We start from the raw sequence: 23,842 nt of genomic DNA, 5'->3' as shown, positions 1-23,842 counted from the left end.
ATCCACTCCTTGAAGAAGAAGTGGATTGTAGACAGTCAGAATTCCCCAGAAAATAGACGGGTCGAATTTATACGTCTGCACCTCTTCCTTACGCCAGTATTACCTGGTTCAAGTTAAAAGGGTTTAGGCATTCGCCAGTCTCAGCTCTTTTCGAGCACCCCTAGTGGTGGATCTTATGAAATTGGATTCAACTAAGTATAAGCATAGAAAAAAGAGAAAGTCAAATAATTGATTGAAAATAGGTGGAAAGACGCAACGGGATTATTGGAGCCGAATAGTTAGTATAGCCATCAATAAAATTCGTTTAACTCAAAGTGCGTAGGGCGGTATTTGTGAATGAGTCAATGCTGCCGATTCGAATCGTAAAATTTCGGGATATCCGCCGAAACTGTAATTATCTTCGCTCTCTGTAGCAGTATGTCCTAGGAAATCAATAGGATGTCCAATCAATCTTGAGATGTCCTCCGAAATGGGCGTTATCTCCGCTCTCCGTTCCAAGATGTACGAGCAAATCACCAAGATATCCGCCCAATTCCTAAATCCCCACCTCTAATAAAAGACATCACTGTAATTCGTCAATTCTTTCAAAGCATTTTCTTCAATCGGAATGCGAATCGATAACATCCATATATTTAATAAAGTGAAGGTAATGGCAGTAAAATAAGCGTTAAATAAAAGTGGGATGGATATTAATTCGATGGCAACAATTAAATAATTAGGGTGACGTAAAAATTTGTAAGGACCTTTTTTTACCACATTCGCGTTTGGAAGAATCATTATTTTTGTATTCCAAAACTTACCTAAAGAAAATAAACACCAAAATCTGCCTACTTGCGCAAGAAGGAAAAGTATCAGAAAAAATCCCCAAAGCGGGGAGAGTGTTCGTTCAAATAGAATGACTTCGATAATGAATGCAATAAAAAATGAACTATGAAGGAGGATCATGAGCGGATAATGTGAAGCGCCGACCTCATAGCCGCCTTGCTGAACAATCCACTTTTCATTTTCTTTTGCAACGAGTAATTCAGTAAGTCTTTGCGTGATGACAATCATCATTAATATCGTTAAAAACAAATAAGACCCCTCATTCCCATTGTAATAATAAAAGTTCACCACAAAAACCAGGCCCTAGCGCTGCCATTAAACCATAGTCTTGAGAGGCCGGTTTGTTTTCAATAAAGCGTTCTAATACATATATAATTGTAGGGGAAGACATATTCCCATGTTCACTCAATATTTCTCTGGAAATGTTTGTTTTTGTTGGTTGAAAATGAAGCGCATTTTCATATGCTTCTAGCACTTTTTTGCCACCAGGATGAGCAATGAAATGCGTTATATCTTCGTTTGTTAATTCATAATCACCGAGAAATTCATGTACAAATGGTCCGAGCCATTTTGTAATAATGCTTGGAATGCTCTTCGAAAAGATGACGTGAAGTCCACTGTTTTTAACATCCCATCCCATCACGCCTTCAGAATGCGGCATGAACTTTGATGCAGTGCCAATTATTTTAGGGGATGGGTGTCGAGCTTTAATCGTGGATTGTTCACCTGAAATTAGTGCGCAAGCGATACCGTCTGCAAATAACGAAGCCCCGACGAGATTGCTTTTTGAGTAATCTTCTTTTTGGAAAGTTAAACTACAAAACTCTATTGATAATACGAGAACATTTGCAGTAGGGAAGGCACGGCAAAATTCATAGGCTCGACTAACGCCAGCCGCACCTCCCGCACAACCAAGTCCCCAAATTGGGATCCGTTTCGTATCATCTCGAAATGGAAGTTGATTCATGATTCGTGCTTCGATACTAGGTGTTGCAATTCCGCTACTGGAAATATAAAAAATGGCATCTATTTCAGAAGGATGAACAGTTCTTCGTAAGCGATTGTTTACCAAGCATTTTTGAATTGCTTGTACACCAAAATGTACAGCATGTTCAATATACAAATGGTTTCGCTCTTCAAAATCATGTTCATGTTTATACCAATCGATTGGCATACATAGATACCGATTGTTAATTTCGCCGTTGTCAAAAACTTTTAATAGCCGTTCAATATTTTTAAACTTGTCTTTAAATAGGGCACGTGTTAATTCGACAGCATCAGTTTGCTTAATAGCAAAGGACGGATTTACAGTACTTACCGATAATATGGTTGGCATAGGCACCTCCGGAAAATGTTTATGATTCAAATATATGATGCATGTCTAAAAGTCATGAGTCGTTCAGGGAAGTACCCTTCGTTTAAGGTCACCTGGATCGTCTCCAAGTTCTCTCAGCAACATCGCTTTACATTTCAAGTCAAAACGGTATATTTAACAGTAAACAAGAATATTAATATCAAAAGGGGGCGGATTGTTATGACTGCAATATTCGTTGATGCGGATGCCTGTCCAGTTGTCAGTGAAACAATTCAAGTGGCTCGTGAATATAATTTGAAATGTACGTTAATATGCGATACTGCGCATGAAATTCATCGAGAAGGCGCAGAGACCATTATTGTATCGAAAGGGGCAGATGCAGTCGATTTTGTCCTCGTGAATCGTGTGCAAAAAAATGATATTGTCGTCACGCAGGATTATGGGTTAGCGGCAATGGTACTTGCCAAACAAGGACATCCTATCGATCAAAACGGTCGATTATATACGGAAGAAAATATTGACCAGCTTCTTTATGCACGCCATAAAGCACAAAAAATTCGAATGAGCGGTGGACGATTACGTGGACCGAAGAAGAGACCGAAAGAAAACAATATTCGATTTTCAAAGAGTTTGAGGCAACTTTGTGAACGACTGTCAGCAATTGAAGAATGAACGTTGACGTATGTTTGAATATCAATGATGGAGATTTAATGAACTCCATCAATTGAGTAAGTTCTACTAGTGGTAACGTCTAAACTAGTAGAGTTTTTTTGTTTGTAGAATAGAAAGCTATGATTGACTAGTGCTTTGGCGAATCATGACGAAAATGAAGAATATTAACACAAAAAAGATGAAAAAACTGACGCTACCATGTAAAATAGATATATGGATTTCTTTAGCTAATCAAAGAATTTTCATTAATCTATTAAAGTAAGGGGTATCATAATGACTGTCGTAAGAGATTTCTTTATCGGGTTATCCCAAAATGAATTATTAAACAGTGCTGCTAAGAAATATGGCTTGAAGATGGGGGCACAAAGCGTTGTTGCTGGTACGAATGTTGCTGAAACAATGGAAAGTATTAAAAAGCTAAATGCACAGGGCATGTCATGTACGATTGATAACCTTGGGGAATTTGTTTTTGAAAAAGATGAAGCATTAGAAGCAAAAGGTAATATACTTGAGGTCATTGAAGCGATCCACACACATGAAGTCGATGCACATATTTCATTGAAACCATCACAGCTCGGCTTAGACATTGATTATGATTTTTGTTTTGAAAATTTAGAGAAAATTGTAAGCGCTGCACATAACTATGGTATTTTCGTTAATTTTGATATGGAAGACTACCCGCGTTTACAAGCATCATTTGATATTGTTGAAGAACTATCGAAGAAGTACGATAATGTTGGTACGGTCATTCAAGCGTATTTTTACCGTGCAGAGGAAGACCTAAATAAATATAAAGACATGCGTTTACGTATCGTAAAAGGCGCTTACAAAGAGTCTGATGAAGTTGCCTATCAGGATAAAGCAGATATTGATGAAAATTACATAAAACTTATTGAGTGGCATTTATTAAACGGAAAGTTTACATCGATTGCAACACATGACCACCATGTCATTAATCATGTAAAACAGTTTGTCAAAGATCACAACATTTCGAACGATAAGTTTGAATTCCAAATGCTTTACGGGTTTAGAACAGATATGCAGCAAGACCTGGTAAAAGAAGGCTATAACTTCTGTACATATGTTCCTTTCGGGAACGACTGGTATGGCTACTTCATGCGTCGTCTTGCAGAACGTCCACAAAACTTAAACCTTGTTGCAAAGCAAGTATTTAATAAGAAAACGAATACAATGATTGGCCTTGCTGCTGGCGCATTCATTTTAGGACGTCTAACTAAAAGAGGTAAATAAATCAATTTCATAATCGCCTATTTATATACTAATGGGGAATATTGATTCTAATTAGTTGTTTAATGGTCGTCCATTTTGTGAAATATATCTATTGATTGGAGTGGAAGGCGCCGACTCCTGTGGGATTAGCGAAAGCCGTAACGAAGAACGGCTTTTGCGACCGAAAAGCGAAGCGTTTCGGAGCACATCTTTGCCTTAAGCCGTAACGAAGAACGGTTTTTGCGAGTAAAAGCGAAGCGTTATGAGCAGGAATATCCAACAGGATGCCTTAATTTCTGCAAGAACCGCAGAAATACGGCAAATCGCAATCTACGTTTTGCGATTGGCTCACCGCCCGCCCCACGGAAATAATGAAAGCTGAAGGAGGCGCCTAGATGCGACAAGCATAAGACGAATTAACGGAGTGACGTTTTTTGTCACGCAGCTAATTTGGCTTATGACTCGAGCATCTGCCTCCTGAAGCTGGAAAAGCGTGCGCCTGGAACGGAAATCAATACTTTTCGGAATTAATAAGAAAAACTAGCTTTTTGGATGGCCTTAACCATTCAAAGAGCTTTTTTTATAAGATTTATAATATATATTTTTTAATTTCAATATTGGAAGATAATTCTCGCAAGTGATATGATAGATTAGGAAATTCTATACATTGTACATATCATAATGGGGGAATAAAAGATGTCAACGAACGTAAAAGTAATTTTTGAATCGAACTCACTTATTGTAGAAAATGAAACAGTAAAAAACTTTGTGGAAAATAGTCCTTCTGCACATTGTTCTGTTTTATTAGAAGGCACACACTACATTGTAATTAAAGAAAAGTCCTCCTATACGACAGAGAAAATTCGTTCCATTGCGGGAGATATAGCAAGAGATTTAGGCAGTCGAAAAGTAGTCACTGCGTTCATTTCGGCGGCAGATCTAATCGATAGATTTAATAAATTTGAAAAAGAAGACGTTCTTACTGCTTTTGTTGAAGGTTGGGAGCTAGGCGCTTATCAATTTGTCACGTATAAACCAAGTGTTAAACCTTTTAAAACAGCATTAAAAATTGAAGAAGGCGACAATATAAAATCTGCGATTACGGCAGGAAAAATTCGCGCAGAAGCAATGGCCTTCTCACGTGATTTAATGAATGAAGTATCAAACGTCTTAAATCCACAAACATTCCCTGAAGTATTGAAAAAGCAGTTTGAAGGTACAGATGTGGAAGTAAATGTGCTGGATAAAGCGAAACTCGAAGAACTGAAAATGAACGGTGTTTTAACAGTTGGACGAGGCAGTCAATACGAACCCGCTTTCGTTGAACTTGTATATAAAGGCGATGAAACGAAACCACTTGTTGCGTTAGTCGGAAAAGGGGTTACGTTTGATACGGGCGGGATTAGCTTAAAGAGCGGTAAAGATTTAAGTGATATGCGTATGGATATGGGCGGAGCAGCAGCGGTCGCTGGTGCAATGACGTTACTTGCAAAATCACAAGCTAAAGCAAATGTCGTTGTGTTAATTCCAATGGTTGAAAACGCTCCGGATAATACGTCTGTTTATCCTGGTGAAGTAATCTCTTATAAAAATGGTAAAACAGTGCAAGTTGGAAACACAGATGCGGAAGGACGCCTCATTTTGGCAGATGCGTTAATTCGCGCGGGCGAATGGAATGCAGAGTACATCGTCAATATCGCCACATTAACAGGTGCCGTTGTCAATGCACTCGGTACAGAATTAGGCGGCGTCTTCGGGGATGAGGAACTTGCTGCTGAAATGAAGAAAATCGGTGAGCAAAACGGTGATTTCGTATGGCCAATGCCATTAGTAGAAGCGTATGATCGTTCATTAGATAGTGATTATGCAGATATGAACAATATTAGTTCACTAAGTAGTGCAGGTTCTATCACTGCAGGCTTATTCCTTCGTCGCTTTGTTCCAGAAAGTAGTAAGTGGTTGCACGTGGATATGGCGGGTGTGATGGAAAAGAATAAAGCATCCGGCTATTATGCTAAATCTGCAACGGGCTATGGTGCGCGACTATTAGCTGATTTTACGACATTTGTATCTAAGTAATTTTGAAAGTGCTCAGTCATTTGGCTGGGCATTTTTTATATAAATAAAGGGAGGATTGCTATGAGGTTTTTGATTGCGATGAGCATGGTGCTTTTTCTAATGGGTTGCTCTAGTACGAATCCTGTAGATGAATTGGATGTTGATTCGGATGATTTAACGGCCTATCATGAGGATAAATATTTCGATGCATTTGTAATTTCAAAGGGCATCAATACTTTTACAATTATTGATGATTTAGATAATAAAAGTGGTGAAATTATCGTCTCAATGGAGGGAAAAGATAAATCTAGTATAAGGACGTTAAAGAAAAATGATAAAGTTAGAATTTGGCATGACGTAATCCTTGAATCCTATCCTGCTAAAACAAGAGCATATCGTATTGAGGTGCTTGAAGAATAAATAAAAAAGAGCAAAAACGATTATCGTTATCGCTCTTTCTATGAATCACTCACAAACAAGTACTTGCCTAACAAAACTGCTTTTCTTCGCTTCACATCTATCAACGATGTTAAAATTTGCATTTTCAATCATCTCATCAATCGTATCAATTGTGACAACAACAACTTTTTTCGCGATGCGTCGGGCTTGTACTAAAATATCCAGTTGATCCTCTGGAGATGCTTTCGTAAAAATATTATAAGGCATATCAATAATTGCGACATCATAGGTTTCTGTGATATTTGCAATTGGGCGGGGCTTAACTTCACAAGTATACCCAAAATAGGCGATGTTATCTCTCGTATGGCTAGTCACAAGGGGATTAATATCGCTTCCAACGATATCAAATCCCATCGAAAGCGCCTCAACGAGTACGTTACCTATCCCGCAACAAGGATCGATGACTTTTACACCTTCTGGATTTGGTGCTGCTATATTAGCTACAGTTCTAGCAACGCGTGTACTTAGTGCAGTGGAATAACTATGAGGTTTGTTTTGATGACGACGCCAAACAGAGTCGCCTTCTACATATTTTCCAAAATACCAATACCCATCAATCACGACAAAGCCGAATACAACGTCAGGATGGTCTAAATCAGGTTCTCCGTTCATTTGCAAACCGATTTCTCGTTCAAGCTTGCGCCGGTCTGCAATTTCTATTTTTGACGAAGAATTTAAAGTCCTAGTATTTAAGTTGATGACTTTAAAAGTTTCACTCCCCATTTCTAAAGAAGCTGCTCGTTGAATAAGCGCCTCCCAACTTTGTGCTTCGAATAAAACATCAAGTCGTTCTTTCATAAATGGACTCCGACTTGGTTCTACTTGAATTGAACTGAATAGTACATTGGTCGATGAATCGTATCCAAAGAAAGAACGCATTTCTAATCGGCATAAGTCCTCATCGTCCCAATGTCGTGCATATAAGTAGATCAATTTTTGTGGGCTCATTGATGCTCCTCGATTGTTTCGACCATTTGGAAAATAAATGAGTAGACGAGTTGATACGCCTCTATAAATGTCATGTCTTCCTCGAAACCTTCTATATAATTGACTGCAATATTCATATTCCACAGATTATCTTGGCCAGAAAAAGCTACACTATATCGGCCGCGTTCACCTGATAGATGATTGTCTAAATAAGTCTTAATGACAGTTTCATTTTGTTTGTTCATTTTCAAACCGAATAAAACTGTATAAGTGCCAAATACATCATCGATTTCCATTGAAAGTGCATCAACACCTACTAAGTCAAAAAACTCTGACTCGACATAAAGAAATTCTTCCTGACGGGACTTTAAATGATCAATTTTTTCCTCTAGAAATTTAGGCGTTTCCACGATAATGAGTGCAATCGTTTCCTTCTCACAACGTTCTACGTAAGCATCTTGAAATCTTGTTCTGCAATCTTTTTCAATCACTTCCACATTAGCTGGGATGAGATTGTACTTTTCTGCGTAACGTTTCTCTTCTTTATATAACTCAATTTTCATTGATTCGTTTTGTGTTACTGAAATATATCTCAGCATCTTTTGTTTTAACAAAACATTTCACTCCTTCAACTATCAAGTTATATCCTATCACAAATAAGTATCTGACGGTGATACATCTTACTTTAAATTAGGGTGTACAAAAGAGAGAAATTTGGGTATATAAAAACAGAGGAAGTAGGTGTATATAGTTATTCGTTTATGTGGGGAAATAGATGTTACGCTTTTTTGATTTCACTAAAAACAGTGAATATATATGATAGAGTATTAACATACAAATAATTAACAACATTGAAATGCACGAAAGGATGAGGAGAATGACAGAGTGGCAACCACTCGAGAATGCGATTAAAGAAATCATGGAACGTGAACAAATTCCAGGCGCTGCCGTTGCAATTACGAGAGATAACGAAGTGATATTTGCAAAAGGGTTTGGAAAAGCAAACATAGAAAATAATAAAAAGGTAACACCAAATACAATTTTTGGTACGGCATCCATAACAAAATCTTTCACAGCATTAGCGATTATGAAATTAGTAGAAGAAGGAAAGTTAGCTCTTGATGACTCCGTGAAACAACATCTTCCACAGTTTGAATTGAGCGGATACGAGAATGTTGAAGCGATTAAAATCCATCATCTGCTCTCACATACAACAGGCATACCAACAATAGAACGGAAAGAACAATTGAAAGAGTTTACGGAGCATCTACTTTATTTAAAAGAAGCGGACATACAACCGTTAGGTGAACCAGGCGCATATTTTTGCTATAACAATGATATGTTTTTATTACTCGGTGCGATTATTGAAAAAGTCACAGGTATGAATTATAAGGAGTTTATAAAAAAAGAAATCATTCTGCCAAGCGAGATGCACAGGACCACTTTTGAGTTAAGTGAAGTTGCAGAATATGATGACGTCGCCACACCTTATGTATTTGAAAATGAATCTCTTAAAAAATGTGCATGGCCAACGCTTGGGAATTATGCGGCAGGAGGCGGCATTCGTTCAACTGTACTCGATTTAGTCAAATACGGTCAAATTTATTTGAAAGAATCGAATATAATGAGTCAACCTGTTCATCAAACGCATGGAACCCGCTCTTATGGCTATGGTCTTCATATTACACCGAATTATGGTGACGTCACACTTGTTGAACACGGTGGGGGACAACCTGGCGTCTCTTCAAACTTTGGTTTTATTCCAGAAGAAAATATTGTTATCGCTGTGCTGACAAACGTAAGTGGTGTGAATGCAGGCGATATATGGTTATGCGCAGCGAATGCTGCACTTGGGATTCCATTGACATGTTTAAGGTCCATTGAACCCCATTATCATATGAAGGAGTATGAATTGCCGAAGTTTATCGGGACGTATCAAACAGGAGAAGGAGCAGTCATCGAAATTAGCTCAGCCATTGGACAGCTACAAGCAACGGTAGAAGGGAAAAATTACATGCTTCGTGCAAGTAACGAAGAGACCCTTGTTCTAAAACCGATTGAAGAGCCTATTCGTTTTTATTTCAATGAAAATGATGAGGCGTGGGCATTGTTTTACGGACTTCGCATGTACGTAAAAAAGGAGGAGTAGCAATCAAACCAGTTATTGGGATTACGGCAAGCAGAAACAAAAAGGGTGCAGCCATTGTCAATGCGACATATATCCAAGCAATTTTAAAAGCGGGTGGAAACCCAATCATTCTCCCGAGTAATCTATCGAAGAATATAGGGGATCTAGTTCGTGTTGTAGATGGGATTGTGCTGACGGGCGGTGGTGATATTGACCCGACTTTATTTGGCGAGGAGCCACATATTCACCTAGGCAAGGTAGACCCAATGCGTGATGTTGCTGAAATTGCATTAGCAAAAGAGGTGTTACGGACGAGAAAGCCGCTGCTTGGCATTTGTCGCGGTCTTCAAATTATAAATGTTGCGGTAGGTGGAAATATGTACCAAGATATCTATCATCAACGTGAAAAAACAACGATTCAACATAGTCAACAGGCACCTACTTGTCACCCAAGCCATTTCGTGAAATTAAAAAAAGGAAGTTTACTTCAAAAACTTGTGAATGAAGAAAGGATAAAAGTAAACTCATTTCATCATCAAGCCGTGAAAGATGTACCACAACCATTGCAGATTTGCGGCATTGCAACCGATGGGGTGATCGAGGCAATCGAAAGTACAATTCACCCATTTGTTTTAGGTGTACAATGGCATCCAGAAGCATTGGTACAAAAAGAGGATAAGATTTCTATTAAAATTTTTGAGGCATTTATTCACAAAAGCCAGGAAAGTAGAGGGTAAAAAATGCATGTCATTGATCTACACTGTGATGTCTTACTGAGGTTATATGAAGCAAAAGGAAAATTATCATTTGAAAACGCACCAGAACTGGATACGAATTATGAAAAGCTAATAAAGGGCAATGTTCGCGTGCAAGCATTTGCCATTTTCATATGGCCTAATATGGATGCAAATGAAAAGTTCCAAGCAGTACTGGACCAAGTGTATTATTTTTACACAGAAGTGCTCGGAAAAAATCAGAATATGAAGCTCATTAAGGAATGGAGTGATTTTGATACATTACAAGAGGGGGAAATCGGGGCGTTATTAACGTTAGAAGGTGTGGATGCGATTGGGAATGACTTGAAAAAGTTGACCATTTTATATGAGCTAGGTGTTCGCTCTATTGGACTCACTTGGAATAATGCCAATTTAGCGGCTGACGGGGTGGGAGAACCTAGGGGAGCAGGCCTCACTGACTTTGGACGTGAGGTTGTCCAATTTAATAACGACCATAAAATCTTAACAGATGTCTCGCATTTAAGTGAAAATGCTTTTTGGGATGTGATGGAAGAAGCAAAGTATCCAATTGCCAGTCATTCAAATGCGAAAGCAATTTGTGACCATCCAAGAAATTTATCTGATAAACAAGTGTCAGCGATGTTTGCAAAAAACGGGTTGGTTCATGTTGTTTATTGTCCCCAGTTTGTAAAAAGTGAAGGCGATGTGACAATTGATGACCTCATATTGCATATTGACCATCTTTGTTCTTTAGGTGGCGTTAATCACATCGGGTTAGGTTCAGACTTTGACGGGATTTCCACAAAAATTATTCAGTTAGAAGATGCCTCCATGCACCCAAATTTAATTAATGAATTATTAAAGCGTTATCGTGAAGACGAAGTAAAAGGATTTGCCTATCAAAACTTTTTGAATAACCTTCCTTAATGGAAATAGACTAAATGTGGAAATGTGGATCAACAGACCGCATTTAGTCTTTTACTCTTTCAGTAATTGTCCACTCCCCGTCTACCTCGAGCTAATAAAAAAGAAGCCCCTAAGGACTCCTTTCAAATTATCGCCGTTTAAAACGACTTTTCTTATTGGATTGAAGACGTGCTAGACGGCTTTGGATGTCGTCCTTCATTGCACTCGTTTTAGCTTCATCAATTTTAATTGAAGTGATGGTATCATTCTGGACAGTAACATGAAACCAACTGCCAGGCTTACTACCTGATGGGAGTGAAGTAGCGGGAAGTATAAATTCTTTTTGAATACTTTCTACGAGAAGTACAGCTTGATTGTTACCTGACATCCGATCATAGTATGCTGAATCCATTTATTATCCTCCTATACAAGCCAAATTCTGATCTTTAATATCTTCCAAACGTTTTTCACCAATCCCGTTGAGGGTAAGTAGATCATTCAAAGTTTGAAATGGACGAAGCCGTACAAGTTCTGCGGCAGTTTTCTCCCCAATATGTATGATTTGTTGTAAGTCTTCAGTAGAAGCTGTGTTAATGTTGACACATGTATCAGCTAGAACTGGGGGAGGTAGCGTGCCTTGTTTTTCAGTCATAATATGATATTTATGACCATCTGTCTCTACTAATATTGTACCGTATTTATCTGTTCCATAAACGATTGAATGATGTGCATTTACTCGCCCAATCACTTCCATATCCGGAAGACCATAGGCGTTATTCATTCCTGCTGAATAAATCGCAACTTCAGGATTGACTGCTTCTAAAAATGGTACACTGGTTGACGTTTTAGAACCATGATGGCCAAGATGTAAAATGTGGGCGTTTAAATTAGCGCCGCTTGCAAGCATTTTATCTTCTGCCGCACGCTCTGCATCGCCTGTGAACAAGAAAGCAATATCGCCGTATTGGATACGCATAACGATTGAGTTACTATTTGTATTTAACGATAAATCGGTGGGATGTACAACATCGATTTGTAGGGGACCGATATCAAACGTTTCGCCTGCTCTTGGTTCATAGTAATCAACTTCATTTGTTTCAATCGCCTCTAGAGCATTCAGAAATACTTGGGAATTCGTTGTGTCCCCGTTCATCCATACTTCTCCAACAGTGAAAGTGTTAATGATTTTATCCAATTGCCCTAGATGATCCGCATGTGGATGCGTAACTGTAATTAAGTCAATCTCGCTAATTTTTTCTTTTTGTAAATAAGTAACCACATCGTTCGCATTCCAATCTCCTGTATCAATTAAAATATTGATGGTTTCCTCTTCATCAACCAATTGCAGTAAACTCGCATCTGCCTGTCCAGCCTCAATGTAATGAACACGTAAAAATGGAGATGTTTCAAAAGTTACTACTTGCATACTATTTTCATCAATCTTTTTCCCATTAGGGGGCGTCACGTCATTTGTACAACTAGCTAAAAGCCATACAGATAATAAAAGCAAAGGAACTAATACAAACTTCCTCAAATTAATCTTCCTCCAATAAAACAAAACTTTTCCTTTAGTCTAACGTCAAGGAAACTGATTATAGCACATCTGTTTCTTATTGCGAGTAAATGATGAAACAAATAAACTCTGCTAGAAGTTAGCCGAGTTTATATGAGGCTTTTAAAACAGTCGTGTTCAAAATCAGATTCAAGATTGACATCAGAAACGCAATGAGTAATGCGATTCCAAAACTGTCAATGACAAACCCATTTCCGACGATTTTATGTGTAAGGATTAACATTAAGGCGTTAATAATGAATAAGAATAAACCGAGCGTAAAAATTGTAGCGGGTAATGTAAATAAAACAAGCAGAGGTCGGACGAGTATATTGACGAGCGCTAAAATGAAACTGGCCAAAATGGCGGTACCTATGCTTTCGACATGAAAGCTAGGAATAATTAAAGAGAGCAGTAGAAATAGAAAGGCATTTACTAAAATGCCGCCGAACCATTTCATTGAATCACAACCTTTCAGTTAATGGTTACAATCAACTTATCTTATTGTATGAAGTCTGAAAGATATTATTGTTTCATAAAAATTGCAAAAAGCATGGTGCTAAAAAAAGCAACCATGCTTTTTCAACTTCTTTCGGAAAATTTGTCTACAATACCATTCTGTCTGACGATACTTTTTTCTCGTCTTCCAGTCAATAATGCCATACTGTCTTCTTAATCCGATGGGGATAAGGAGGTTACAATTTTCTGTCTGTAACACAGACCTTCCACAGTAGGCTTTTGTTGGACTTAAACAAAAAACTTATTTTCTGACTAAACATCCTTTGTCTGTCCCATAAGAATCATGACGAGATTGTTTGTCCGTCAGTCATGCAAATTTTCCGCCAAGGCTGTGCAGTTCCACGTAAATGGTTCCCTGTGATTCACAGTTCTTCAATTAGTAATGTAGCCTTGTATTTTTAATATACCCCAATTTTATTCAATGAAACCTAAAATCTCCTTGATCTTCAGAAAGACTTCAAGGATAGCGTAGGTTTACTTTTCTCTCATTCGGGAAATCCCATTACAAGTCTTTAAGCTTGTGGAAAGGGCGATACCTAATGATAGAAAAAATAAAAGCAACAGAACTGTCAATTGGTCGAACGTATCTTTCCTTCATTTTACCGGTAGGGTTTGACAATGGAGAAAAGTTGGATTTTGCTCGTTCACTCGAAGAGAATGGATTTGCTTTCTTTAAATTAAATGACCAAAATAAGGACCATGAAAATATATTTGGAGACGAAATTTCAGTTGATACTCAAGAACTAGAACAATATTTTTTGCCTTACACAGAACATATTCTGTTTCCGGAATCCTTAAATGAACATGGGTTTCACCGTTTTACGAAGTCGATCGGAGAATCTTTTATCATTTGTATTCATGGCAAGACGTTTCCGTTTTATGTTCCAACTATAGATGTTATGCTAGGCCCCTTTGGATTTGCATTTTTAACGATAAGAGTAACGTTGGACAAAGAAGAAAAAGATCTTGCAGACGTTCTCGATTTTGCCCAACATTTTAGAGCGGTGGAGTCTAAGTTAGATGAAGAGCGCGGCGCATACATATTGCATCCACAAAGCGGAAATTCTATATCTGTTTATGATTTTCTATTTACATTGCTTTGTCCGGTAATGGAGAGATACATGTTGCCTGATGAGAAACCAGATAGATATTTTGGTTCATTCCCTTACATTGAGGATGAAAGAATGTTAGTTTCGGCGTTTCTTTTTAGTCTGGATAATACTCCAATTACAGAGGATCAATTGTACCGAATGGGAACTATAGATGGACGAACGCCGAATGGTGAGGTTTTTATTTCAGCAAATAATCCATCTTATGTACAACGCTTTCTTAATAAATATATGCATGACAGATGGGCGCCTCATACATACACAATCATAACTGGACACGCTTTTATGACAATCTCAAACGAACTGCCAAATGATACAGAGAGAATGCTATCTCAGTTTATGGGAACGCACTATTATAATTATCTTTTGCATTATTTTTATAAAACGATGTTGCTTCGAGTAGCTTATGAATATAGTAAAATTGACTGGGATAAAGATGATGAATATGTAAAATCTCTTATCAAATTTATAACTTTATTTTCTTCGTTGTATTATAACAAAGACGTAAGTACGCGAGCAGAGGGAAAAGAATTGACTATTATGTTCCGTAAAGCCTTCCAAATTGATTCGTATTTCAAAGAAGTGACTAATACTTTGCAAGCGTTGTATAAGAGTCAAGAAAACTTAGCGGCTGACCGAATGAATACGTTGCTATTTATCCTTACGATTTTCACAGTCATCTCAGGTATTTACGGGATGAATCTAGTGATTGAAGACTGGAAAACGCATTCGGGGTGGAAAGATTTTATGAATTATACACTGTTTGAATGGATATCGCTTATCACGGCGGTTACAGGTATTGCGCTATCATTTTATCTCGTTGCGGCAACTTTTAGTAAAAAAATTAGAAATAAGTTGCGCAGACGAAAAGCCAAGAATTATCTGTAGTCATGGCCAAAAAAACCATCATGCAATTCGTTCATGTATACCGTCGCAGAAACAGCGAATACTAATCACAATTCGTTAATTCCAACAAAGGAGTGGCAACTGTGGCGAAAAAAGATAATAAATCACATCATGATAGAGGGGTAAAGCTCAATATAAATCGTCAAGAACATTCGAATAGCTTTATCCAACATCGAGATCCAAGGTTGAATCAGCAAGAAATTGCACGACAGAATTTAGCGCAAAACCATAAAGATGGCAATGAAAATTACCAGGAAGCTCAAATGCGACTTGCCGAGGCAGCAGAGGAATTTGAACGCTCAGATTTTTCTCCGGAAGACCGGAAACAAGATAAATAATTAAAGGGAGATAGCAACTGTGATTGCTATCTCTCTTTGCTTTATGTTATTCCTTGTCTCGATTTACCATTTGCTGTTGGGCCATTCTAACCATTTCTTTCACCATATTTCCGCCAATAGAACCGCCAATTTTACCAGCATTTTCCGCAGTGATTTGTCCGTTTTTCCCCTTAGATAATGGAATCCCAAGTTCATCTGCAACTTCAAATTTAACATTGTCTGGATGATCTTTTGGTACTTGAAAACCTTGTTGCTTCATCACTTCCACTTTTAGTTTATCTAATTCGTCCCTTGCCTCGGGTACAAGAATTTTATTATTTTTAGCCATTGACTGTCCTCCTTTCTGAGTAGGATTGCCATAATTCAAAGAGTTACCCAATTGAATTTGGGCAATTAAGTGCTTCAAACCAATTCATAATATATTCCGTTTAGGACATACTTTAATCAAGTTTCGTGTAAATGAAATCTGAATAGATATAAGGAGGTTATTATCTTTGAATACGAATACATTATCCGTTTTTGCGTTAGGTGGACTAAATGAAATTGGTAAAAATATGTATGTAATTCAATATGGGGATGACATTGTTATCGTTGACTGTGGTTCAAAGTTTCCGGATGAAAGTTCGTTAGGGGTAGACTTAATTATCCAAGATATTGCTTATCTGAAAGAAAATCGAGAGAAAATTCGTGGTCTCCTCGTTACACATGGACATGAAGATCATATTGGCGGCATACCTTATTTTTTAAAGCAAATTAATGTTCCTGTATATGCAACGCGATTAACGCTCGGATTAATTAAAATAAAATTAAAGGAACATGGACTTCTACGAAATACTGATTTGCAGCTTATTAACGGGGACTCAAGCTTGAACTTCGGGACGATGGATGTCACGTTTTTTAAAACAAATCATAGTATTCCAGACTGTTTAGGAATTGTTTTTCATACGCCTGAGGGAATCGTTGTACATACCGGCGATTTTAAGTTTGATTTTACGCCAATTAATGATGATTATGCGGATATTAATAAAATGGCGGAAATCGGTTCAAAAGGTGTGTTGCTTTTATTATCGGAAAGTACAAACGCAGAACGACCGGGCTTCAACCCATCTGAGCGGATAATTGGTAAAAAGATTGAAGAAGAGTTTAGAAAAGCACGGAAAAAAATATTTATCTCTACTTTCGCGTCAAATGTTCATCGTGTCCAACAAGTGGTAGATGCTGCATATAAAACAAATCGTAAACTTGTCTTACTTGGTCGAAGTATGGTGAATGTCGTGTCCGTAGCGGAGGAGCTTGGCTATTTGCATATTCCGGAAGGCATGATAATTGAAAAGCAAGATATCAACCAATTTGACCCGGAAGAAGTCGCTATATTATGTACGGGAAGTCAAGGGGAAGCAATGGCTGCGTTATCTCGACTATCGACATCTAATTTTCGTCAAGTGGAGATTCATCCTGATGATACTGTGATTTTTGCCTCATCGCCAATTCCTGGCAATGAAAAAAACGTGACACAAGTGATTGATAATTTACTGCATCTTGGCGCAAATGTTATTTATGGTTCAGGAACGGGATTACATGTTTCGGGACATGCGTGTCAGGAAGAGTTAAAGCTTATGTTAACGCTGATGAAACCGAAATATTTTATGCCGATTCACGGTGAATTTAGAATGCTTCATAAGCATCGCTCACTTGCTGAATCTGTCGGCATCGAATTAGATAATATCTTCATTATGAATAACGGTGATGTCATCGAAATTACAGGTGGAGAAGCCCGTCAAACGAAGTCGGTTCATTCCGGGCATATTTTTGTAGATGGATTAGGCATTGGTGATGTCGGCAATGTCGTCCTACGTGACCGAAAACTTTTATCCGAGGAAGGCATTGTGATAATTGTCGTGACGATTAATCGAAAAAACGGGGAGCTTGTTTCTAATCCAGACATCATCTCTAGAGGATTTGTGTATAGGCGTGATGCGGAAGAATTGATGCAAGAAGTAAATGAGTTAGTGATTAAGAAAGTGGCTGAATTGCAAGGTGTGAACAGAAATCAGCAAGGGATTGTTAGACAGACACTGAAAAAAGCGACCGAGCAGCTGTTATATGTTGAAACGAAAAGAAGGCCAATGATCCTGCCTGTCGTAATAGAAGTGTAAAAAACCAGGTGAAGAATCTTACTCTTCACCTGGTTTTTCATGTGCTTGATGGAAGTATTCGATTGGCACAACGAGACCGATTTTTCCGTATGTATGGTCCGTCATGGTTGCAAAAATAACACCGATCACGTCACCGTTTTGGTTAAAGACCGGACTTCCACTATTCCCACGATAGACAGGTGCTTGAATCATCATCACTTCTTTATCCCAGTCAGACAACTGTGTAAAATCAAGCAACGTTCCTTCATTGGCGATTCCATGGAAACTAAGCGGATTTCCGATAAAACGAATCGGTGCTTCCGTAGAAAAATCGATTTCATCAGCAACGGTTAAAAACGGAAGATTTTTACCATCGACTTGAAGTACAGCAAGATCAATGGTGGGAAAGGTATCAACCACTGTAGCCGTAAATCGTCCATCGTCAGGAAACGTAACAATGACTCGATTATTTCCTTCAATCACATGATAATTTGTAATGATTTTACCATCACTTGTAATCGAAAATCCGGTTCCTTTCCCATCATCAGTTGTGACAACGACCACTGATTTTTTGAAGTCAGCGATTTCCTCATCTTGCGATAATTTTGCAGACGTTTTTAGAAATTCAATCGCGGGGATAGAATATACTTCAAAAATAGCAGAAAATGTACTAAATGTAAGAACAAGTGCCATTATCCAAAAGGTCCATCTTGGAAATGGCCGCTTTGGTTTTGGTGCATCTTTTTCAAGTCTAGCTTTTCTTAATGCCTCTTGCTGTTCCTCTAATACAAGTTCAATAAACTCTTCTTCCGTTAATTCATCAGAAGAATGGTGATCATCTTTCATTATTTACACTTCCTTCATGAGAGGGGTGCAACTACTATGTATATTCATGATAGCATTTAACAGGGAATTGAAAAGCGCATGATCTTTATGAATTCTGATTGAGTCAAGTTTTTGTAGGTACTTTTCTAAGCATAAGTTTTTTCTTCTTAAATAGTTTAGTACCCCGTTTTTAAAAATGCCAAATAAACCATGTTGATTTCCGTTCCGAGCGGACGCGTTCCGTGGGGCGGGCGGTGAGCCTCCTCGTCACGAAAACCGCGTTCCTGCGGGGTCTCACCTGTCCCGCTAATCCCACCGGAGTCGCCGCTCTGCACTCCAATCAACAGAGATTCTTTATATATATTTCTATAAGTGCATATAACTTAATAAAACTTGTTTATAAATAACTTTAGTTTGTTGAGGTGTTTGAAAAAAATCCGTTTCTATCTCTTTCAATGTTGTTAATTTAGTGTAACTCTAAATTATGTGGGTTCATTCCTGTAGTGTTTGAGTGCAAACTTCACTATACAAGAAGAGGGCCCTTTTTTTGATGCATTTTAATCTAAATTATTCCATGTGCATATCAATTAATCGGAGTGGAGATCGGCGACTCCAGCGGGAACAGCGCGAGCTGAAAGCCCCGCAGGAGCGCAGCGACGAGGAGATTGAAGCCGTGCCCGCGGAAAGCGTCCGATTGGAACGGAGATTAATTGTGTTATGGAATTTTTATTTATCCCCCACAAATATTTTACTCGTACTGAATTCTTTTTAAATTATTTCATGAAAAAAGACAAAGTCAGTACTGACTTTGTCTTTCGTATATACCTTAGTCTAAAACTTTAATTTGTACTGTTCGACGTCCCCAGTTTAATGCATCTTGTTGATTTTCAATGAAGACATCAATGATATTCCCTTTAATGGCACCGCCGATATCACCAGCGATTGCTTCACCGTAACCTTCAACCCATACACGGGAGCCGAGAGGGATGATGGACGGATCGACCGCGATAACTTTAAGATGCGGATTTGCCCGTAAATCAATTCCTGTATAGGTTGTTCCCGAACAACCTTGGCAATATGCGGTATAGGCGGTAGCAGTGACCGTCATTTCTTTCCCGGATGCCGATACTGGAGCTTGGTTGCTTTTGGTTGAATTGTTCGCAGTTTTATTTGTTGTTTGATTCGCTGCCTTATTATTCTGAGCAGGTTGTTTTGTTGGCTCTTTTGTTGTTTTATTTTCCGTGGCAGGGGTAGATGGGGTTACCGCCTTTGCGACATTTTTGGGTGGTGCTTTTGGATTCTTGCCATCTACGGATAGTTCTTGTCCAGGATAGATTAAGTGACCTGTTAATCCATTCCAATTCATCAAGTTCGATAAGGAGATTTGATGCATTTTTGCAATTTTAGAAAGTGTATCCCCTTTTTGGACGATATAAGTGCCGTTTTTACTTTCAATCTTTTTTTCTTGTTCAGTTAAGGTATGCGGTGACTGTGATTCTAATTCATTCCAAGTAAACAAGTCATCTACGCTAATATCATCGTTTTGTGCGATGTCCCATACTGTGTCTCCAGTTTGAACATTGTACGTGGAAGATGCTTCTACTGTAGCTTGTCCTCCAGTCAATCCTATGACTAATGCGATTGCAAGCATTAGACCTACGATATGTCTTTGCATAAAAAAATTTCCTCCTCTTTAAATTCAACATTTTCATATTCCAAAAGGCTTCTTTTGTTCATATGAGCATTTCGCCTTTAGAGTAGTAGTAACCATGGCTACTAAAATATATACAAGGACACGAAATGTAATATTTTTGTAATATTAGCGCGGTATAAGAAAAACTTTTTGAATTGAAATGAAATAAACGGTAGGATTAAATAGAAACTTGTAAAAATAAAGTATTCAAAGATAAGAAGTACGAGAGGATTTGATAAAGATGAAGATTACAGAGATAGAAATTTTTGCGATTCGTCTGCCGCTATATGAACCTTTTGTGATTAGTTATGCACGTTATGACGATATGCCTTCTATTATTGTAAAAATCACAACAGATACAGGGCATGTTGGGTACGGGGAAGGTGTTGCGGACGAGCATGTGACGGGAGAAAGTTTGACATCTACATTTGAAGTGATTAAAAATACGTTAGCACCAAAATTAATTGGTGAAGATCCGAAGAATATGGAACGTATTCACGACATTATGGATGCGGCAATTTATGGGGTACCGACTGCTAAAGCGGCGCTGGATATTGCTTGTTATGACGTTGTTGGAAAATATTTAGGTGTGCCTGTTTATGATTTGTTGGGCGGGAGATATCACGCAGAATTTCCAATTACACATGTGTTAAGTATAGCGTCTCCTGAAGAAATGGCTAACGAAGCGGAAGAAAGAGTCGCGTCGGGTTATTGTTCGTTGAAAATGAAAGTCGGCGAACAAGTGATGGACGACGTGAGAAGGATTGAAGCGGTGAGAGAACGTGTAGGTGATGAAATCGCCATTCGCGTCGATGTCAATCAAGGATGGACAAATAGCGGTAACACGTTACTCGGTCTTCGAAAGTTAGAACATTGTGCACTCGATTGGATTGAACAACCTGTACTTGCGGATGATATTGATGGCATGGTTGAAGTGAAGGCGAAAACACATACGCCAGTCATGATTGATGAAGGTTTGCGTGGTGTCCGTGAGATGAGGGAAATTATTGCGAAACGAGCTGCGGATAAGGTAAATATTAAATTGATGAAGTGCGGAGGGATTTACCCTGCGATGAAACTTGCACATATGGCTGAAATGGCAGGCATGGAATGTCAAGTTGGGTCAATGGTTGAGTCTTCTGTTGGATCGGCAGCAGGATTTCACGTCGCTTTTTCCAAAAAAGTGATGACGAGTGTTGAACTAACAGGACCGTTAAAGTTTAAAGAAGATATCGGCAACTTGCATTATGACGTTCCTTTTATCCGTTTGAATGAAAAACCAGGGCTCGGCATTGATGTAGATGAACAACAATTACAAAAACTAACAAGCTTTACAGGGAAGGTTTCATCATGAATGAAAAACATGTTTTGAGAAATGAAAAAGAAATAACAATTAAAGAATGTACAGTGGAACATATCGAGGCACTTCAAGCACTTCAAATTGAAGTCATTCAATCATTAACGATAGACTCTTTTTTACAACCACTATCTAAAGAAGAGTTTTCACATATAGTAACGGGAAATGGATTGATGATAGGGGCTTTTCACGAAGAAGATTTAGTCGCATTTAGAGCGCTTTTAATTCCTGATGAAAATGAAGAAGACCATTTAGGCGAAGATGCGGGACTTGAAAAAGAAGAGTGGCGGTCAGTGATTTATTCTGAGGTGTCGAATGTGAAGCCGAGTTTTCGTGGGAACGGCTTACAAAAATTATTAGGAAAAATTATTTTTAATAAAATTGATCAAGAAAAGCATCGGTACATTTGTGCAACAGTGGCGCCATTTAATATTGCGAGCCTGTTAGACAAGTTTGCACACGATTTACAAATTGTTGCGCTAAAGGAAAAGTATGACGATATGTTGAGGTATGTGTTCATGAAAGACTTACAACAAGAAGAAAGACATGCTACGGATCGAATCTTGATTGATATGGCTGATACGAAAAAACAGCAAGCCCTTTTAGCAGAAGGTTGGATAGGGACAAGTATGCAAAAGGTAGATGAGGAATGGACAATAGCTTATGAGAAGTACGAGTGACTTTGGTTGGATTCATCTAAAGTTTAATTAATAGAGGAGAAGTTATTCGTTAACGAATAACTTCTCCTCTATTAACAGCAAAACAAAAAAGTAAAGAAGGATTTGTCCATCTTTACTTTTTTGCATTTAGTAATCTAAGTAAGCCATCATTTTTTCTGGATAGTCAGTAAAAATTGCCTGCACACCCATTTTTTTTAGCGCTAGCATTGTCCTCGGTTTGTTCACAGTAAAGGCACGCACGGGAACCCCTTGGGCGATTAGTCGTTGAATGGATGGGTTCCGAATTGCCCGGTGAGAAATATGAAGTGCATCGGCTTGGAGTTCGTGTAAATAATGAAAAGGATCGGCGAACCCTTTCATGGCCAGTGCAGCAGTTTGAATGTGTGGGTCCAAATCTTTTATGATTTGGATGGATTGATGGTTAAATGAAGAAATGATGACGCGGTGTGCGATTCCCATTTCGTGAACGAGTTGTAGCACTTTCTCCTCAATGCCTTCGTAGCGTACAACATCCGTTTTAAGTTCGATATTGATCAGATGATTTGTCTCTGAAAAAATCTCGAGCACTTCTGCCAATAAAGGAATTTTCTCACCTTGAAAGGCTTTTGAAAAACGAATTCCAAAGTCATACGTTTTTAGCTCGTCTACTGTTAAATCTTTCACAAAACCTTGACCATTCGATGTTCGATTAATCATTTCATCATGAATCACGACAAGTTCATGATCTTTTGTAAGGTGAACATCTAATTCTATTCCGGTGATCTGTAATTGGGCTGCATCCAGAAAGGCCGCTAATGTGTTTTCCGGGTAGAGGCCCGAGGAACCACGATGGGCATAAATTTGCATTTTTCCACTCCTAACTCAACTTTGCAACATCCTATAGTGTATGTTAGTAGATGTGTGTAATGTTCCTATTCATACCATTCTTTCAGCTGCTCTTCTTCAGCAATAAAATTTAAATCGTCAGCAGTGATGGTCATTAATAGATAGTCTGTAGTTTCCATATAGCGTTCGACTAATCTTTTTACAAATTTCGGAGACCCATCATTTTCAGCGTCATAGACGAGCACCATCCCATCCGAATTGCGAATAATAAACTTATCTTTCTCAGTAAATTGCCAAGGGGCTTCATAAGGTGTGGAGGTTAAGCTCACCTGATAATCTGCATGAACCAACATGGATTGATACTTTTCTTTATTGGCGTCATTCCAATTTTGCTCTTGATCAATAAAAGGAGTGATGACAGCATACTTCAACTGAGGATATTCTTCTTGAAGTTCCAGAATAACTTCAGTCGCCCACAGTTCTACGCCGAGCTGTCCACTGACAATAATCCATTCTAATCCTTCAGGAATTAAAGAGATAAATTGACTTTTTAATGCTTTTTTAATAATGGGGATACCAGGGTGTTTGTCGTCAAATATGCCTAATTCATGTTGTTTGTAACCTGTCACAAAAATCCTCTTCATAT

At 38.3% G+C, this 23,842-nt stretch carries 24 protein-coding genes and 1 riboswitch; of the genes, 12 read left to right on the top strand and 12 right to left on the bottom strand.

The genetic code is table 11. The features are described from left to right. Positions 1-68: 68 nt before the first annotated feature. Positions 69-172, bottom strand: a riboswitch (TPP riboswitch). Between the two features lie 377 nt (positions 173-549). Together AB1H92_RS11810 and AB1H92_RS11805 are read right to left on the bottom strand one after the other, a co-directional pair. Beyond that, on the bottom strand, positions 550-1,074 hold the full coding sequence (locus AB1H92_RS11810; RefSeq protein ID WP_166739465.1) for an isoprenylcysteine carboxyl methyltransferase family protein: 525 nt from the start codon (positions 1,072-1,074) through the stop codon (positions 550-552). A 10-nt stretch (positions 1,075-1,084) separates the two neighbouring features. Further along, positions 1,085-2,161 (bottom strand): type III polyketide synthase, encoded by a 1,077-nt coding sequence (locus AB1H92_RS11805; RefSeq protein ID WP_115362555.1) that lies wholly within the window; start codon positions 2,159-2,161, stop codon positions 1,085-1,087. A gap of 198 nt (positions 2,162-2,359) precedes the next feature. Between AB1H92_RS11805 and AB1H92_RS11800 the strand changes: the two genes are divergently transcribed. The 4 genes from AB1H92_RS11800 to AB1H92_RS11785 all read left to right on the top strand — a co-directional run bounded on the left by AB1H92_RS11800 (position 2,360) and on the right by AB1H92_RS11785 (position 6,520). Further along, positions 2,360-2,812 (top strand): YaiI/YqxD family protein, encoded by a 453-nt coding sequence (locus AB1H92_RS11800; protein ID WP_115362553.1) that lies wholly within the window; start codon positions 2,360-2,362, stop codon positions 2,810-2,812. Positions 2,813-3,085: 273 nt separating this feature from the next. Further along, positions 3,086-4,063: a proline dehydrogenase family protein gene (locus AB1H92_RS11795; protein ID WP_115362551.1), complete on the top strand. Its 978-nt coding sequence runs from the start codon at positions 3,086-3,088 to the stop codon at positions 4,061-4,063. Between the two features lie 675 nt (positions 4,064-4,738). Next, positions 4,739-6,121 carry a M17 family metallopeptidase gene (locus AB1H92_RS11790; RefSeq protein ID WP_115362549.1) on the top strand — a complete coding sequence of 461 codons (1,383 nt, stop codon included), beginning with the start codon at positions 4,739-4,741 and terminating at the stop codon, positions 6,119-6,121. 60 nt (positions 6,122-6,181) lie between these two features. Continuing rightward, entirely contained in the window at positions 6,182-6,520 is a 339-nt protein-coding gene (locus tag AB1H92_RS11785; protein WP_115362547.1) for a DUF3221 domain-containing protein, read from the top strand. A 45-nt stretch (positions 6,521-6,565) separates the two neighbouring features. Here AB1H92_RS11785 and AB1H92_RS11780 read toward each other — a convergent pair whose 3' ends face one another. Both AB1H92_RS11780 and AB1H92_RS11775 read right to left on the bottom strand, forming a co-directional pair. Continuing rightward, positions 6,566-7,507, bottom strand: a complete 942-nt coding sequence (locus AB1H92_RS11780; protein ID WP_115362545.1) for a TRM11 family methyltransferase — start codon at positions 7,505-7,507, stop codon at positions 6,566-6,568. Next, the gene (locus AB1H92_RS11775; RefSeq protein WP_243835687.1) at positions 7,504-8,100 is read right to left on the bottom strand and encodes a branched-chain amino acid aminotransferase; all 597 of its coding nucleotides are present in this window, start codon (positions 8,098-8,100) and stop codon (positions 7,504-7,506) included. The genes AB1H92_RS11780 and AB1H92_RS11775 overlap by 4 nt, the downstream gene beginning before the upstream one ends. A gap of 263 nt (positions 8,101-8,363) precedes the next feature. Between AB1H92_RS11775 and AB1H92_RS11770 the strand changes: the two genes are divergently transcribed. From AB1H92_RS11770 to AB1H92_RS11760, 3 genes are read left to right on the top strand one after another with little or no spacing between them, the layout of a single operon-like run. Then, positions 8,364-9,635, top strand: coding sequence for a serine hydrolase (locus AB1H92_RS11770; protein WP_115362543.1), 1,272 nt, complete (start codon positions 8,364-8,366; stop codon positions 9,633-9,635). Then, positions 9,587-10,351 (top strand): gamma-glutamyl-gamma-aminobutyrate hydrolase family protein, encoded by a 765-nt coding sequence (locus AB1H92_RS11765; RefSeq protein ID WP_311157253.1) that lies wholly within the window; start codon positions 9,587-9,589, stop codon positions 10,349-10,351. The genes AB1H92_RS11770 and AB1H92_RS11765 overlap by 49 nt, the downstream gene beginning before the upstream one ends. A 3-nt stretch (positions 10,352-10,354) precedes the next feature. Further along, positions 10,355-11,278, top strand: coding sequence for a dipeptidase (locus tag AB1H92_RS11760; protein WP_115362541.1), 924 nt, complete (start codon positions 10,355-10,357; stop codon positions 11,276-11,278). Between the two features lie 127 nt (positions 11,279-11,405). On the opposite strand, the gene AB1H92_RS11755 is transcribed toward AB1H92_RS11760, so the two are convergent. The 3 genes from AB1H92_RS11755 to AB1H92_RS11745 all read right to left on the bottom strand — a co-directional run bounded on the left by AB1H92_RS11755 (position 11,406) and on the right by AB1H92_RS11745 (position 13,269). Beyond that, positions 11,406-11,669: a DUF3006 domain-containing protein gene (locus AB1H92_RS11755; protein ID WP_115362539.1), complete on the bottom strand. Its 264-nt coding sequence runs from the start codon at positions 11,667-11,669 to the stop codon at positions 11,406-11,408. A 3-nt stretch (positions 11,670-11,672) separates the two neighbouring features. Further along, positions 11,673-12,791 (bottom strand): MBL fold metallo-hydrolase, encoded by a 1,119-nt coding sequence (locus tag AB1H92_RS11750; protein WP_243835689.1) that lies wholly within the window; start codon positions 12,789-12,791, stop codon positions 11,673-11,675. 118 nt (positions 12,792-12,909) lie between these two features. Beyond that, the gene (locus tag AB1H92_RS11745) at positions 12,910-13,269 is read right to left on the bottom strand and encodes a phage holin family protein (protein WP_115362537.1); all 360 of its coding nucleotides are present in this window, start codon (positions 13,267-13,269) and stop codon (positions 12,910-12,912) included. A 598-nt stretch (positions 13,270-13,867) separates the two neighbouring features. On the opposite strand from AB1H92_RS11745, the gene AB1H92_RS11740 reads away from it, so the two are divergent. Both AB1H92_RS11740 and AB1H92_RS11735 read left to right on the top strand, forming a co-directional pair. Then, positions 13,868-15,325 carry a hypothetical protein gene (locus tag AB1H92_RS11740; RefSeq protein ID WP_115362535.1) on the top strand — a complete coding sequence of 486 codons (1,458 nt, stop codon included), beginning with the start codon at positions 13,868-13,870 and terminating at the stop codon, positions 15,323-15,325. Positions 15,326-15,426: 101 nt separating this feature from the next. Next, the gene (locus AB1H92_RS11735) at positions 15,427-15,681 is read left to right on the top strand and encodes a hypothetical protein (RefSeq protein ID WP_115362533.1); all 255 of its coding nucleotides are present in this window, start codon (positions 15,427-15,429) and stop codon (positions 15,679-15,681) included. Between the two features lie 46 nt (positions 15,682-15,727). Here AB1H92_RS11735 and AB1H92_RS11730 read toward each other — a convergent pair whose 3' ends face one another. After that, positions 15,728-16,009: an alpha/beta-type small acid-soluble spore protein gene (locus tag AB1H92_RS11730; protein ID WP_115362531.1), complete on the bottom strand. Its 282-nt coding sequence runs from the start codon at positions 16,007-16,009 to the stop codon at positions 15,728-15,730. A 226-nt stretch (positions 16,010-16,235) separates the two neighbouring features. Between AB1H92_RS11730 and AB1H92_RS11725 the strand changes: the two genes are divergently transcribed. Beyond that, a complete protein-coding gene (locus AB1H92_RS11725; RefSeq protein ID WP_115364141.1) occupies positions 16,236-17,837 on the top strand; it encodes a ribonuclease J in 1,602 nt (533 codons plus the stop codon). 18 nt (positions 17,838-17,855) lie between these two features. Here the strand turns inward: AB1H92_RS11725 and AB1H92_RS11720 are convergent, their stop codons facing one another. Together AB1H92_RS11720 and AB1H92_RS11715 are read right to left on the bottom strand one after the other, a co-directional pair. Continuing rightward, on the bottom strand, positions 17,856-18,662 hold the full coding sequence (locus AB1H92_RS11720; RefSeq protein WP_115362529.1) for a S1C family serine protease: 807 nt from the start codon (positions 18,660-18,662) through the stop codon (positions 17,856-17,858). An 805-nt stretch (positions 18,663-19,467) separates the two neighbouring features. After that, positions 19,468-20,316 carry a LysM peptidoglycan-binding domain-containing protein gene (locus tag AB1H92_RS11715; RefSeq protein WP_115362527.1) on the bottom strand — a complete coding sequence of 283 codons (849 nt, stop codon included), beginning with the start codon at positions 20,314-20,316 and terminating at the stop codon, positions 19,468-19,470. 259 nt (positions 20,317-20,575) lie between these two features. Here AB1H92_RS11715 and AB1H92_RS11710 point away from each other — a divergent pair, with 259 nt between their 5' ends. Continuing rightward, positions 20,576-21,688 carry a mandelate racemase/muconate lactonizing enzyme family protein gene (locus tag AB1H92_RS11710; RefSeq protein WP_115362525.1) on the top strand — a complete coding sequence of 371 codons (1,113 nt, stop codon included), beginning with the start codon at positions 20,576-20,578 and terminating at the stop codon, positions 21,686-21,688. After that, positions 21,685-22,371 (top strand): GNAT family N-acetyltransferase, encoded by a 687-nt coding sequence (locus tag AB1H92_RS11705; RefSeq protein ID WP_115362524.1) that lies wholly within the window; start codon positions 21,685-21,687, stop codon positions 22,369-22,371. The genes AB1H92_RS11710 and AB1H92_RS11705 overlap by 4 nt, the downstream gene beginning before the upstream one ends. 126 nt (positions 22,372-22,497) lie before the next feature. Here the strand turns inward: AB1H92_RS11705 and AB1H92_RS11700 are convergent, their stop codons facing one another. Both AB1H92_RS11700 and AB1H92_RS11695 read right to left on the bottom strand, forming a co-directional pair. Next, positions 22,498-23,217 carry a glycerophosphodiester phosphodiesterase gene (locus AB1H92_RS11700; protein ID WP_115362522.1) on the bottom strand — a complete coding sequence of 240 codons (720 nt, stop codon included), beginning with the start codon at positions 23,215-23,217 and terminating at the stop codon, positions 22,498-22,500. Positions 23,218-23,282: 65 nt separating this feature from the next. Beyond that, complete coding sequence (locus AB1H92_RS11695) at positions 23,283-23,840, bottom strand: DUF1273 domain-containing protein (RefSeq protein WP_115362520.1); 558 nt, start codon at positions 23,838-23,840, stop codon at positions 23,283-23,285. Positions 23,841-23,842: the final 2 nt, after the last annotated feature.

It is taken from the genome of Sporosarcina pasteurii, assembly GCF_041295575.1.
In the GTDB taxonomy this organism is placed as follows: Bacteria; Bacillota; Bacilli; order Bacillales_A; family Planococcaceae; genus Sporosarcina; species Sporosarcina pasteurii.
The sequence above is the reverse complement of the archived record's forward strand: the minus strand, read 5'-3'. Positions and strand labels throughout refer to the sequence as shown.